This is a genomic window from Kocuria flava (assembly GCF_001482365.1).
GTDB lineage: Bacteria > Actinomycetota > Actinomycetes > Actinomycetales > Micrococcaceae > Kocuria > Kocuria flava.
In genome coordinates, this window is the sequence record NZ_CP013254.1 from 3,146,813 (window position 1) to 3,160,925 (window position 14,113).

Here is a 14,113-nt window from a genome sequence, read left to right on the forward strand (position 1 = left end):
TGGGCACGGGGCGGGGCCGGCACGGGGCGCCGCCCCGCGCCGGACGGGCCTCAGGCGTCCTCGGCGTCGAGGGCGTCGAGGACCTGCTTGGCGTGCTTGAAGGCGTTGTTGGCCGAGGGCACGGAGAGGTAGATCGCCGACTGCAGCAGGACCTCCTTGATCTCGTCCCGGCTCAGGCCGTTGCGCAGGGCGGCGCGCACGTGCATCTCGAACTCCTCCCAGTGCCCTGCGGCGATCAGCGCCGTCAGGGTGATGGCGCTGCGCATCCGCCGGTCCAGGCCGGGGCGGGTCCAGATCTCGCCCCAGGCGTAGCGGGAGATGAAGTCCTGGAACTCGGTGGTGAACCCGTCCTTGGCCGCCTCGGCGCGGTCCACGTGGGCGTCGGAGAGGACCTCGCGGCGCACGGCCGTGCCCTCGGCGTGGGCCTGCTCCTCGGTGCGGCGGGAGTCGCTGCTCATGCTCGTGCTCCTTCGGGGTGGGGGTCGGCGGCGAAGTGCCCGGTCAGCAGGCGGGCGACCTCGGCGGGCGCCTCGGCGGGGATCAGGTGGGCGGCGTCCTCGAGGACCACGGCCCGCCCGCCCGTGCCCGCGGCCAGGGCGGCGGCGTCCTCGGGCGGGGTCGCGGCGTCGTGCGCGCCGGCGACGGCGAGGACCGGGGCGCGCACGGCCCCGAGCCGGTCGCGGGCGTCGAAGTGCTCGAGGGCCTCGCAGACCCGGGCGTAGGAGAAGCGGTCGGCGCCCTGCAGGTCGTGCAGCAGCGCGGTGGCCGTGACGGGCTCGCGCTCGAGGAAGCCGGGGGCGAACCAGCGCTGCGCGGAGCCGGTGACCTGGGTGGGCGTTCCGGCCGCGGCGACGAGGCGGGCGCGCTCGGCCCACGCCTGCGGCTGCCCCACCCGGGCCGCGGTGCCCAGGAGCACGGCGGCGAGGACCCGGTCGGGGGCGTCGAGCAGCAGCTGCTGGCCGACGCAGCCGCCGACCGAGTTCCCGGCGTAGTGGAACGGTCGTCCGCTCAGGTCCTCGGTGCGGTCGAGGGCCTCGAGCACGCCGCGGGCGAGCTCGGCCATGGTGAAGGGCTCGTCCGTCGCGGCGGAGGCGCCGTGGCCCGGCAGGTCCCAGCCCAGGACCCGGCGGTCCCGGCCGAGCTCACGCGCGACGGCGCCCCACAGCGCGGTCACCGAGGTGCCGAGGGAGGGCCCGAGCACCACGGGCGGGACGTGCGGGGCGGGCCGCGGGCCGGCGGCGAGCTCGACCAGGGCGAGGGCGGGGACGGTCATGCGGTGCCTCCGGGGATCGTGCCGGCGGCCGGGCCGGCGGTGGACGCGCGCTCTGCCGGACCCTCGGGCCCGGCGGCGAGGACGCGGTCGACGAGCAGGTCCGCGGCCCCGAGGTAGCCGGCGGGCTCCAGCAGCCGCCGCACCCACGGCTCGTCCACGGGCCCCCCGTCGGGCCGGCTCCGGCCGGCGAGGCCGACCAGCGCGCGGACGAGGGCGTCGGCGTCGTGGGCGTGCTCCCGCACGGCGGCCTGGACGCGCTGCTTGCCCGTGGCCCCGTCGGCGGCGGGCACGAGCGGGGCGAGGGCGGCGCTGATGCGCTCCGCGAGCACGGCGGGGCCGGAGGCCTCGAGGTTGGCGCGCATCCGGTCCGCGTCCACGCCCAGGCCCTCGGCGAGCTCGGCCGCGTGCGAGGCCGCCGCGACGGCCAGCCGGGCGAGCTCGCGCAGCGCGGGCCACTCCGTGTGCCAGGCCCCGTCGGGCCGCTCGTCGACGGCCAGCCCGGCGGCCAGGTGCAGCTGCGCCACGAGCTGCGGGGCGCTGAGCGCGGTGCGCTTGAGCAGCACCGACAGCACCGGGTTCTGCTTCTGGGGCATGGCGGAGGACACCCCGCGCCCCTCGGCGGCGGGCTCGCGCAGCTCGCCGATCTCCGGCCGGGCCAGGACCAGGACGTCGTTGGCGATCCGGCCCAGCGCGGCGCAGACCCCGGCCAGGGCCTGGCCGGCGCGCAGCACGGGCCGGCGGGTGGTGTGCCACACGTGGCCCGGCAGCTCCAGGCCGAGCTCCCGGGCCCAGTGCCCGGCCAGCTCCAGGGCGCGTGCCGCGTCCGGGGCCTCCTGAGCCCCGGGCCGGTCCGCGAACAGGGCGGCGCTGCCCGCGAGGGAGCCGACCGCCCCGCCGTAGGAGACGGGCGTGCGGGTCAGGTCCGCGAGGTCGTCCCGCAGGTCCTGCACCCCGGCCAGCCAGCCGGCCGCCTTGAGCCCGAACGCGGTGGGCAGGGCGTGCTGGGTGAGGGTCCGGGCGGCCATCACGGTGCCGCGGTGCGCCTCCGCCAGGCGGGCCAGGGCCGCCCGGGTGCGGGCGAGGTCGCTGGCGAGGGGCTCGGCGGCGCGGCGCACGAGCAGCATCATGGCGGTGTCCAGCACGTCCTGGCTGGTCAGCCCGCGGTGCACCCAGCCCGTCGCGTCCGGGTCGAGCCGCTCCACGCGGCGCCGGTAGTCCGCCAGCAGCGGGATGACCGGGTTGCCGCCGCCCTCGGCGCGCCGGGCGATGTCCGCGGCGTCGTAGTCGGCGGCCCGGGCGGCCGCGCGGGCCGCGTCGGCGGCGGCGGCGGGCGCGAGCCCGGCGCGCACCTGCGCCGCGACCCAGGCCGCCTCGGTGTCGAGCAGCGCCTGGAGCACGGCCGTGTCGTCCGTGGGCCCGGCCCCCCGGTGCGCGCCGGGGGTGAGCAGTCCGACGTCGGTCATGCCGTCCTCCTGGGGTGGTGCTCCGGGCTCGTCCCGGGGCCGTGCGGTGGTGCCGTGCGGTGGTGCCGTGCGGTGCCCCGGGCGGGCCGGGTCACCGCACGCGGGGAGCTCAGTCAGCGAGGTTGGGGTAGGTGAGGAAGACGGTCTCCTCCTCGCCCTGCAGGCGGACGTCGAAGCGCAGCGAGCCGTCGGCCTCGCGCCGGGCGATGAGCGTGCGGCGCCGCTCCGCGGGCAGGGAGCGCAGCAGCGGGTCCGCCGCGAGCGCCGCGGTGTCCTCGGGCAGGTAGATGCGGGTGAACAGCCGGTTGAGCAGGCCGCGGGCGAAGACCGTCAGCGTGATGAAGGCCGCCCTGCCCGGCTCGGTCGGCCCCGGGTCGACGGTGGTGAACGTGTAGTGGCCCACGTTGTCGACGGCCGCGCGGCCGAAGCCCGTGAAGGTGTAGCCGTCCCGCACGAGGGAGCCGTCCGCGGTGGGCACCGCGCCGGTGCCGTCGGCCTGCCAGATCTCCAGCAGGGCGTCGGGGACGACGGCGCCGTGCCCGTCGGTGACGACCCCGTGCAGGCGCACCGCCTGCGGGTGGGACGGGTGGACGAGCTGCTCCCCCTTCTCGTAGGGCAGCGCGTAGCCGTAGAACGGCCCGATGGTCTGGCCCGGGGTCGCGGCGAGCCCGGTGCGCGCGGTGTTCTCAGACATTGGAGTCGCCTTCCGTCCAGGTGCGGTTCGAGCCGCTGAGCACGATGTCCCAGGTGTAGCCGAGCAGCCACTCGTGCTCGGAGACGTCGTGGTCGTAGCGGGCCACGAGCCGCTCACGGGCCTTGGGGTCCACGATCGACCGGCAGATCGGGTCGAGCGCGAACAGCGGGTCGCCCGGGAAGTACATCTGGGTGATCATCCGCTGGGTGAAGTCCGTGCCGAACAGGGAGAAGTGCACGTGCGCGGGCCGCCACGCGTTGTGGTGGTTCTTCCAGGGGTAGGGGCCCGGCTTGATGGTGACGAACTCGTAGGAGCCGTCGTCGCCGGTCAGGCACCGGCCCACGCCCGTGAAGTTGGGGTCGATGGGCGCCGGGTGCTGGTCGCGCTTGTGGATGTAGCGCCCGGCGGCGTTGGCCTGCCAGATCTCCACGAGCTGGCGGCGCACGGGGCGGCCGTCGCCGTCGAGGACCCGCCCGCGGATCCTGATCCGCTCGCCGATGGGCTCGCCGCCGGACTGGATGGTGAGGTCCGACTCGAGGCGGTGAACGTCGCGCTCGCCGAAGGCGGGGGCGTGCAGCTCGATGGTCTCGGGGTCGGCGTGGTGCAGGTCCTTGGTGGGGTGGCGCAGGATCGAGCTGCGGTAGGGCGCGTAGTCCAGCCGCGGCTGGGTCTCGGTGCGCCCGGAGGCCTCGTACTGCTCCGCGATCTGCGCCATCTCCCGGTCGAGGTCGGCCTGGGTGTCCGCCGCGTCGTCGGGGCCCTTGGGGGTGAGGTGCACGAACGCCTCCTCCTGCCCCTGGTCCTGGTCGGTCATGGAAGTGCTCCTTCGCTGGTCGGGGCCGTCGGACCGGGCGGGAGGCCGGCCGCGGCGGCGGGGTCGCCGGCGCGCCCTGCGGAGATCTGCTCCGAGGATACGCAACTGTGCATCATTCGCACAACTGTTCGCTGTGCGAACAGAAAATGCGGGGGCCGCGGGCTCAGGCGTCGGGCCAGCCGGTGTAGGACTCGGCGAAGTAGGCCGAGCCGTGCACCGAGCCGGTGACGGCCGCGAACTCGCCGTAGCGCCGCTTCTGCTCGAACGGGTTCTCGTCCCGGCGCACGTGCATGAGGTTGGTGGCCCAGTACGAGAAGTTCTGCGCCTTCCAGACCCGCTCCAGCGCCGTCGCCGAGTACGCGGCCAGCCCGGAGTCGTCGCCGTCGCGCAGTGCGGCGACGAGGGCGGGGGCGAGCACCCGCACGTCGCAGAAGGCGAGGTTCAGCCCCTTGGCCCCGGTCGGCGGGACCGTGTGCCCGGCGTCGCCGACGAGGAAGAGGTTGCCGTGGCGCAGCGGCTCGCACACGTAGGAGCGGAACTTCAGCACGGTCTTGTCGAAGATCGGACCGCGCTCGAGGCGGAACCCGTCGGGCCCGTCCACGCGGCGCTGGAGCTCGTCCCAGATGCGCTCGTCGTCCCAGGCCTCGACGTCCTCGTCGGGGTCGCACTGGAAGTACATGCGCTGGACCGTGTCGCTGCGCTGGGAGATCAGCGCGAAGCCGTGGTCGGAGTTGGCGTAGATCAGCTCGGGCGCGCTCGGCGGGGCCTCGGTGAGGATGCCGAACCAGGCGAAGGGGTACTCGATGAAGTGGTCGGTGCGGGCCTCGCGCGGGATGGCGCGGCGGCAGATGCTCTGTGAGCCGTCGGCGCCCACGAGGACCTCGCAGCGGATCTCGACGGGCGTGCCGTCCGCGTCGGTGAACCGGATCCGCGGGGTGTCGCTCTCGAGATCGAGCACCTCGGTGTCGGTGACGGACCAGCGGACGTCGCCGCCGTCGCGCTCGCGGGCGGCGGCCAGGTCCCAGAACACCTCGTTCTGCGGGTACAGCCACACCGACTCCCCGACGAGCTCCTGGAAGTCGATGCGGTGGCTGTGCCCGCGGAAGCGCAGGACGGTGCCCTCGTGCTCGTGCCCCTCGGTCAGCACGCGCCCGTCGACGCCCTCCTCGGTGAGCATGCGCACGGTGCCGGCCTCGAGGATGCCCGCGCGGTGGGTGGCGTGGATCGCGTCCTTGTCCCGCTTCTCCACCACGACGGACTCGATGCCGGCGCGGGCCAGCAAATGGGAGAGCATCAGCCCGGCGGGGCCGCCGCCGACGATGCCGACACGGGTGGTGAGGACGGTGCGCGCTGCGCTCATGGGTTCTCCTGGTGATACGGCGGGGATCGCCTCCAGTGTTCCAGCGCACTGTGGGGGCCACCACAGGCGTCCCGTTGATCGGGACGGCGTCGGCGCTCAGGCCTGCCGGTCGCGGCCCGTCTCCCGCAGCGTCCGCCGGATCCCGTGGGCGGCGGTGTGCAGGGCCTGCACGATCGCGGCCGCCCGCCCGCCCGGGTCCCCGGCGGGGGTGATCACCCCCAGCCCGGCGAGCACCTGCTCGCCGCGCCCGCGCACGGGCACGGCGATCCCGGTCGTCTCCGGCTCGAGGTAGCCGGTCTGCACGGCGTGGCCCCGGGCGCGGATCCGCTCCAGCTCCGCGGCGACCTCGTGCGGGTCGGTCGGCGAGAGCGGGGTGAACGCCGCCAGGGGCCCCTCGAGGTAGGCCTGCTGGACCTCGCCCGGGGCGTGGGCGAGCAGCACGAGCCCGGTGGCCGACAGGTGCAGGGGCAGCCGCCCGGCCACGGAGGCGCGCACGGGCACGGCCCCGGGGTGGGAGAGGCGCTCGAGCAGCAGCACCTCCCGGCCCTCCATGATCCCCAGCTGCACGTGCTGGCACAGCACCGCGTGGATGTCGCCCATGAAGGGCCGTGCGGTGCGGGCCAGCGTCAGCTCCCGGGAGGCGCGGTTGGCCAGCTCCCACAGCCGGGTGCCCACCACGTAGCGCCCGCCCTCGACCCGCTCGAGCCATCCCTGGCGGGCCATGTCCCGGGCGAGCCGGTGGGCGGTGGCCGGGGGCAGGCCCGCCAGCACCGCGAGCTGCCCGCCGGTCAGGCGGGAGTGCTCCGCCGTGAAGGCGGCCAGGATCCGGTCCATCCGCTCCAGCACGGACTCCCCCGTCGGTGAGTTCGCCATCGCCTCGCCCTCCTGCCGGCGCGCCCTGGGCTCGGCCCCTCCCCCGGGCGCGCTGAGGGGGAGGGTCGGGACGGGGACAGCCCCGCCCCGGACCGTGGTCCGGGGCGGGGCTGCCGTGGTGACCGCCGCGGCGGTCACCTCCTGCGGTGGACCGGCCTCAGTTGGAGCCGAAGTCGTAGTCCTCCAGCGGGATCGCCTGGAACTCGGCGGGGGTCTGCCCGGAGTTCTCGTCGGCGTAGCTGAAGTCCGAGAACGACCCGGGCTCCGTGAACAGCGAGGCCTTCGCCTCCTCGGTCGGCTCCACGTCGACGTTGTTGTACCGCGCAAGCCCGGTGCCGGCCGGGATGAGCTTGCCGATGATGACGTTCTCCTTGAGCCCCACCAGCGGGTCGGACTTGCCCTCCATGGCGGCCTGGGTGAGCACGCGGGTCGTCTCCTGGAAGGACGCGGCGGACAGCCACGAGTCGGTCGCCAGCGACGCCTTGGTGATGCCCATCAGCTCCGGGCGCCCGGCCGCGGGGCGCGCGGTCTCCGCCACGGCCTTGCGGTTGGCCTCCAGGAAGCGGACGTTCTCGACGAGCTCGCCCGGCAGCAGGTCGGTGTCGCCGGACTCGATGATCGTCACGCGCCGCAGCATCTGCCGCACGATGACCTCGACGTGCTTGTCGTGGATGCCCACGCCCTGGGAGCGGTACACGCCCTGGACCTCGTCCACGAGGTGCTTCTGCGCCTGCCGCGGACCGCGGATGCGCAGCACCTCCTTCGGGTCGACGGCGCCCGAGACCAGCTGCTGGCCGACCTCGACGTGGTCGCCCTCGGTCACGAGCAGCTTCGCACGGCGCAGCACCGGGTAGGCGATCGCCTCGTCCCCATTGTCCGGGGTGACGACGACCTTCAGCGCCTTGTCGGTGTCCTCGATGCTCACGCGGCCGGCGACCTCGGAGATCGGGGCGACACCCTTGGGGGTGCGCGCCTCGAAGAGCTCCTGGATGCGCGGCAGACCCTGGGTGATGTCGCCGTCCGAGGACGCGACACCGCCGGTGTGGAAGGTGCGCATGGTCAGCTGCGTGCCGGGCTCGCCGATCGACTGGGCCGCGATGATGCCGACGGCCTCGCCGATGTCCACGAGCTGGTTGGAGGCCAGCGAGCGGCCGTAGCACGCCGCGCACACGCCCACCGCGGACTCGCAGGTCAGCACCGAGCGCACGCGCACCGTGTCGACCCCCGCCTCGAACAGCGCGGCGATCAGGGCGTCGGAGAGGTCCGCGCCGGCCTCGGCCACGACCTCGCCGTTGGCGTCGGCGACGTCCACGGCCAGCACGCGCCCGTGCACCGTGTTCTCGATGTCCTCGTGCAGGGTGCGCGCCCCGGACTCCGCGACGTCGGCGACGGGCAGGGTGAGCCCGCGCTCGGTCATGCAGTCCGCCTCGCGCACGATGACGTCCTGGGAGACGTCCACGAGACGACGGGTCAGGTAGCCCGAGTTCGCCGTGCGCAGCGCGGTGTCGGCCAGGCCCTTGCGGGCGCCGTGGGTCGCGATGAAGTACTCCAGCACCGACAGGCCCTCGCGGTAGGAGGACTTGATCGGGCGGGGCATGATCTCGCCCTTCGGGTTGGACACGAGCCCGCGGATGCCGGCGATCTGGCGCACCTGCATCCAGTTGCCGCGGGCGCCGGAGGAGACCATCCGGTTGATCGTGTTCAGCGCCGACATGTTCTCGCGCATCGCCTCGGCGACCTCGTCGGTGGCCTTGGTCCAGATGTCGATCAGCTCCGAGCGGCGCTCGTCGTCGTCGATCAGACCGCGGTCGTACTGGCCCTGGATCTTCGCGGCCTGCGCCTCGTAGCCCTCCATGATGGCGGGCTTGGTGGGCGGGGTCGCGATGTCCGAGATCGCCACGGTCACCCCGGAGCGGGCCGCCCAGTGGAAGCCGGCGTCCTTGAGCTCGTCGAGGGTGCGCGCCACGGAGGCCATGGGGTAGCGCTCCGCGAGGTCGTTGACCAGCGCCGAGAGGTGCTTCTTGTCGGCGACGGCCTCGTCCCACGGGTAGTCCTCGGGCAGCGTGTCGTTGAACAGCACGCGGCCCAGGGTGGTCTGCACGCGCACCGGCGTCCCGGGCTCCCACCCCTCGGGGGCCTCCCAGCCCTCGAACGGCACGAAGTCCTCGAGCTCGATCGTGCACAGGGCGTTGAGGTGCAGCTGCCCGGCGTCGTGGGCCATGATCGCCTCGGCCACGGAGGAGAACGACCGGCCCTCCCCCTCGGCGCCCTCGCGGACGGTGGTGAGGTGGTAGAGCCCGATGATCATGTCCTGCGAGGGCAGGGCGATCGGCTTGCCGTCCGAGGGCTTGAGGATGTTGTTCGAGGAGAGCATCAGGATGCGCGCCTCGGCCTGGGCCTCCGGGGACAGGGGCAGGTGCACGGCCATCTGGTCGCCGTCGAAGTCGGCGTTGAACGCGCCGCACACGAGCGGGTGGAGCTGGATGGCCTTGCCCTCGACGAGCTGCGGCTCGAAGGCCTGGATGCCCAGGCGGTGCAGGGTGGGCGCACGGTTGAGCAGCACGGGGTGCTCGGTGATGACCTCCTCGAGCACGTCCCACACCTGGGGGCGGTAGCGCTCGACCATGCGCTTGGCCGACTTGATGTTCTGCGCGTGGTTGAGGTCCACGAGCCGCTTCATCACGAAGGGCTTGAACAGCTCCAGCGCCATCTGCTTGGGCAGGCCGCACTGGTGCAGCTTCAGCTGCGGGCCCACCACGATGACGGAGCGGCCCGAGTAGTCCACGCGCTTGCCCAGCAGGTTCTGGCGGAACCGGCCCTGCTTGCCCTTGAGCATGTCGGACAGCGACTTCAGCGCACGGTTGCCCGGCCCGGTGACCGGGCGGCCGCGCCGGCCGTTGTCGAACAGCGAGTCCACGGCCTCCTGGAGCATCCGCTTCTCGTTGTTGACGATGATCTCGGGGGCGCCGAGGTCCAGCAGCCGCTTGAGGCGGTTGTTGCGGTTGATCACGCGCCGGTAGAGGTCGTTGAGGTCGGAGGTCGCGAACCGGCCGCCGTCGAGCTGGACCATCGGGCGCAGCTCCGGCGGGATCACCGGGACGGCGTCGAGGACCATGCCCAGCGGCGAGTTGTCCGTGGTCAGGAACGCGTTGACGACCTTCAGCCGCTTCAGGGCCCGGGTCTTGCGCTGGCCCTTGCCGGTGGCGATCGTCTCGCGCAGCGACTCGGCCTCGGCCTCGAGGTCGAAGGACTCGAGGCGCTTCTTGATCGCCTCGGCGCCCATGGAGCCCTCGAAGTACATGCCGTAGCGGTCGACCATCTGCCGGTACAGGGCCTCGTCGCCCTCGAGGTCGTTGACCTTGAGGTTCTTGAAGCGGTCCCAGACCTGCTCGAGGCGGTCGATCTCCTGGTTGGCGCGCTTGCGCACGTTGGCCATCTGGCGGTCGGCGGCGTCGCGCAGCTTGCGCTTCTCCGCGGCCTTGCCGCCCTCCTCCTCGACGCGGCCGAGGTCGGCCTCGAGCTCACGGGCGATCGCCGCGATGTCGGCGTCGCGGGTGGACTCCATCTGGGCCTTCTCCCGGTCCACGGCGGCCTGCAGGTTCGGCAGGTCGTCGTGGCGGGCGTCCTCGTCCACCGAGGTGATCATGTACGCCGCGAAGTAGATGACCTTCTCGAGGTCCTTCGGGGCGAGGTCCAGCAGGTAGCCCAGGCGCGAGGGCACGCCCTTGAAGTACCAGATGTGGGTCACGGGCGCGGCCAGCTCGATGTGGCCCATGCGCTCGCGACGCACCTTGGCGCGGGTCACCTCGACGCCGCAGCGCTCGCAGATGATGCCCTTGTAGCGCACGCGCTTGTACTTGCCGCAGTAGCACTCCCAGTCCCGGGTCGGGCCGAAGATCTTCTCGCAGAAGAGCCCGTCCTTCTCCGGCTTGAGCGTGCGGTAGTTGATGGTCTCCGGCTTCTTGACCTCGCCGTAGGACCAGGTCCGGATGTCGTCCGCGGTCGCAAGACCGATCCGCATGAGTCCGAGTGAGGATTCGTTGGACATGAGGGTCCTTTATCTCTTTCTCTAGAAAGCTTGACGTCTCGTCGGGTGGGCGGAGGGTCTCAGACCTCTTCGACCGAGCTGGGCTCGGAGCGGGAGAGGTCGATGCCGAGCTCCTCGGCCGCCCGGAAGACCTCGTCGTCCGAGTCGCGCATCTCGATCGTGTTGCCGTCGGCCGAGAGGACCTCGACGTTCAGGCACAGGGACTGCATCTCCTTGATGAGCACCTTGAAGGACTCGGGGACCCCCGGCTCCGGGATGTTCTCGCCCTTGACGATGGCCTCGTAGACCTTCACGCGGCCGTGGACGTCGTCCGACTTGACCGTCAGCAGCTCCTGCAGCGTGTAGGCGGCGCCGTAGGCCTCCAGGGCCCACACCTCCATCTCGCCGAAGCGCTGGCCGCCGAACTGGGCCTTACCGCCCAGCGGCTGCTGGGTGATCATCGAGTACGGGCCCGTGGAGCGCGCGTGGATCTTGTCGTCCACGAGGTGGTGCAGCTTCAGGATGTACTGGTAGCCCACCGAGATCGGCTCCGGGAACGGCTCGCCGGAGCGGCCGTCGAACAGCCGCGCCTTGCCGCTGCGGTCGATCAGGCGGTCGCCGTCGCGGGTCGGGTTGGTGTGGTCGAGCAGGTCGAAGATCTCCTCCTCGCGCGCGCCGTCGAACACCGGGGTGGCGACGTTGGTCGGCCCGGACTTCGCGGGGAAGTTCGGCAGGCGCTCGACCCACTCGGGGCTGCCCTCGAGGTCCCAGCCCTGCTTGGCCAGCCAGCCGGTGTGCACCTCGAGGACCTGCCCGAGGTTCATGCGGCCGGGCACGCCCAGCGGGTTGAGGATGATGTCCACCGGGGTGCCGTCGGCCAGGAACGGCATGTCCTCGAGCGGCAGGATCTTCGAGATGACGCCCTTGTTGCCGTGGCGGCCGGCGAGCTTGTCGCCGTCGGTGATCTTGCGCTTCTGGGCCACGTAGACCCGCACGACCTGGTTGACGCCCGCGGGCAGGTCGTCGTCCTCGTCGTCGCGGTCGAACACGCGCACCCCGATGACGGTGCCGGACTCGCCGTGGGGCACCTTCAGGGAGGTGTCGCGCACCTCGCGGGACTTCTCGCCGAAGATCGCCCGCAGCAGCCGCTCCTCCGGGGTCAGCTCGGTCTCGCCCTTCGGGGTGACCTTGCCGACCAGGATGTCGCCGGCCTGGACCTCCGCGCCGATGTGGATGATGCCGCGCTCGTCGAGGGCCGAGAGCACCTCCTCGGAGACGTTGGGGATGTCGCGGGTGATCTCCTCGGCGCCCAGCTTGGTGTCGCGGGCGTCGATCTCGTGCTCCTCGATGTGGATCGAGGTCAGCACGTCGTCGGAGACCATGCGCTGGGACAGGATGATGGCGTCCTCGTAGTTGAGGCCCTCCCAGGACATGTAGGCCACGAGCAGGTTCTTGCCCAGCGCGAGCTCGCCGTGGTCGGTCGAGGGGCCGTCGGCGATCACCGAGCGCTCCTCGACGCGGTCGCCCTCGGAGACGATGACGCGCTGGTTGTAGGTGTTGCCCGGGTTCGAGCGGACGAACTTGTTGATCGGGTAGACCGTGGTCGTCCCGTCGTCGTTGAGCACGCGCACGAGGTCCGCGGAGACCTCCTCGACCACGCCCGGCTTGCGGGCCAGGACGGAGTCGCCGGCGTCCAGGGCGGCGTAGCGCTCCATGCCGGTGCCCACGAGCGGGGCCTCGGACTCGAGCAGCGGCACGGCCTGACGCTGCATGTTGGCGCCCATGAGCGCGCGGTTGGCGTCGTCGTGCTCGAGGTACGGGATCAGGGCCGTCGCCACGGAGACCATCTGGCGCGGGGAGACGTCCATGTACTGCACGGCGGTCGGGTCGACCAGCACGGCCTCGCCGGAGCCGTCGGCGGCACGGGCGAGCACGGCGTCCTCGGCGAAGCGGTTCTCGTCGGTCAGCGGCGCGTTGGCCTGCGCGATGGTCACCCCGCGCTCGTCGTCGGCGGTGAGGTACTCGACGTCGTCGGTCACCACGCCGTCCACGACCTTGCGGTACGGGGTCTCGATGAAGCCGAACGGGTTGATCCGCCCGTAGGTCGCCAGCGAGCCGATGAGGCCGATGTTGGAGCCCTCGGGGGTCTCGATGGGGCACATGCGGCCGTAGTGCGAGGGGTGGACGTCGCGGACCTCCATGCCCGCGCGGTCGCGGGAGAGGCCGCCGGGGCCCAGCGCGGACAGGCGCCGCTTGTGGGTCAGGCCCGCGAGCGGGTTGTTCTGGTCCATGAACTGCGACAGCTGCGAGGTCCCGAAGAACTCCTTGATCGCCGCCACGACGGGACGGATGTTGATCAGGGTCTGCGGGGTGATCGCCTCGACGTCCTGCGTGGTCATGCGCTCGCGCACCACGCGCTCCATGCGGGAGAGGCCGGTGCGGATCTGGTTCTCGATCAGCTCGCCCACCGCGCGGATGCGCCGGTTGCCGAAGTGGTCGATGTCGTCGACGTCCACGACGATCTCGCGGGCCTCGCCGTCGCGCACGCCCTGGACGGTGGTGCCGCCGGCGTGCAGGGTCACGAGGTAGCGGATCATCGCGACGATGTCCTCGACCGAGAGCACGGAGGCGTCGTCGTCGCCGAAGGACTTGTCCAGGCCCAGCTTCCGGTTGAGCTTGTACCGGCCCACCTTGGCGAGGTCGTAGCGCTTCGGGTTGAAGTACATGTTGTCCAGCAGCGACTGGGCCGCCTCGACCGTGGGCGGCTCCCCCGGGCGCAGCTTGCGGTAGATGTCCAGCAGCGCGTCCTCGCGGGTGTCGACCGTGTCCTTCTCCAGCGTGGCGCGGATGGAGTCGAAGTCGCCGAACTCCTCGAGGATGCGGGACTCGGTCCAGCCGAGGGCCTTGAGCAGCACGGTCACGGACTGCTTGCGCTTGCGGTCCAGGCGCACCCCGACCTGGTCGCGCTTGTCGATCTCCAGCTCGAACCACGCCCCGCGGGAGGGGATGATCTTCGCGGAGTAGATGTCCTTGTCCGAGGTGCGGTCCTGGCCGCGCTCGAAGTAGGCGCCCGGGGAGCGCACGAGCTGCGAGACGACCACGCGCTCGGTGCCGTTGATGACGAAGGTGCCCTTCTCGGTCATCAGCGGGAAGTCGCCCATGAACACGGTCTGCTGCTTGATCTCGCCCGTGTTGTTGTTCATGAACTCGGCCTTGACGTACAGCGGCGCCGAGTAGGTGGCGTCGCGGTCCTTGCACTCGTCCATCGTGTACTTGGGCTCGTAGAACTCGGGCTCCGAGAAGGACAGGGACATGGTGCCCTGGAAGTCCTCGATCGGGGAGATCTCCTCGAAGATGTCGGCGAGGCCGGAGGTCGTGGCGATGCCCTGCTCGCCGGCGTCGAGGGCGGCCTGCACCCGCGCCTGCCAGCGCTCGTTGCCGACGAGGCGGTCGAAGCTGTCCGTCTGGAGGGCCAGCAGGTTGGGCACGTCCAGCGGCTCGTGGATCTTGGCGAAGGAGACGCGGCCCGGGAGATTGCCGTCGGCCGGCCGGTTAGCGGTTGAGTTCGATTCGGTGCTCGAGGCGACCAAGATGGATTCCTTCCACAGA

Annotated in this window: 9 protein-coding genes; all 9 read right to left on the minus strand. The window is 72.2% G+C overall.

The features are described from left to right. Positions 1 to 50: 50 nt before the first annotated feature. The 9 genes from pcaC to rpoB all read right to left on the minus strand — a co-directional run bounded on the left by pcaC (position 51) and on the right by rpoB (position 14,094). Entirely contained in the window at positions 51 to 458 is a 408-nt protein-coding gene (gene pcaC / locus AS188_RS14090) for a 4-carboxymuconolactone decarboxylase (protein ID WP_058859373.1), read from the minus strand. Beyond that, a complete protein-coding gene (locus tag AS188_RS14095; protein ID WP_058859374.1) occupies positions 455 to 1,273 on the minus strand; it encodes an alpha/beta fold hydrolase in 819 nt (272 codons plus the stop codon). Before AS188_RS14095 ends, pcaC begins: the two co-directional genes overlap by 4 nt. Then, the gene (locus AS188_RS14100; protein WP_083529473.1) at positions 1,270 to 2,736 is read right to left on the minus strand and encodes a lyase family protein; all 1,467 of its coding nucleotides are present in this window, start codon (positions 2,734 to 2,736) and stop codon (positions 1,270 to 1,272) included. The genes AS188_RS14095 and AS188_RS14100 overlap by 4 nt, the downstream gene beginning before the upstream one ends. 109 nt (positions 2,737 to 2,845) lie before the next feature. After that, entirely contained in the window at positions 2,846 to 3,430 is a 585-nt protein-coding gene (gene pcaG, locus AS188_RS14105; protein WP_058859375.1) for a protocatechuate 3,4-dioxygenase subunit alpha, read from the minus strand. After that, positions 3,423 to 4,244 carry a protocatechuate 3,4-dioxygenase subunit beta gene (gene pcaH, locus AS188_RS14110; RefSeq protein WP_058859376.1) on the minus strand — a complete coding sequence of 274 codons (822 nt, stop codon included), beginning with the start codon at positions 4,242 to 4,244 and terminating at the stop codon, positions 3,423 to 3,425. Before pcaH ends, pcaG begins: the two co-directional genes overlap by 8 nt. 163 nt (positions 4,245 to 4,407) lie before the next feature. Further along, positions 4,408 to 5,604 carry a 4-hydroxybenzoate 3-monooxygenase gene (locus tag AS188_RS14115; protein WP_058859377.1) on the minus strand — a complete coding sequence of 399 codons (1,197 nt, stop codon included), beginning with the start codon at positions 5,602 to 5,604 and terminating at the stop codon, positions 4,408 to 4,410. Positions 5,605 to 5,700: 96 nt separating this feature from the next. Beyond that, on the minus strand, positions 5,701 to 6,477 hold the full coding sequence (locus AS188_RS14120; protein WP_204356354.1) for an IclR family transcriptional regulator: 777 nt from the start codon (positions 6,475 to 6,477) through the stop codon (positions 5,701 to 5,703). A gap of 157 nt (positions 6,478 to 6,634) precedes the next feature. Continuing rightward, positions 6,635 to 10,525, minus strand: coding sequence for a DNA-directed RNA polymerase subunit beta' (locus AS188_RS14125; protein ID WP_058859378.1), 3,891 nt, complete (start codon positions 10,523 to 10,525; stop codon positions 6,635 to 6,637). Between the two features lie 59 nt (positions 10,526 to 10,584). Further along, positions 10,585 to 14,094, minus strand: coding sequence for a DNA-directed RNA polymerase subunit beta (gene rpoB, locus AS188_RS14130; RefSeq protein ID WP_058859379.1), 3,510 nt, complete (start codon positions 14,092 to 14,094; stop codon positions 10,585 to 10,587). Between the last annotated feature and the right edge of the window lie 19 nt (positions 14,095 to 14,113).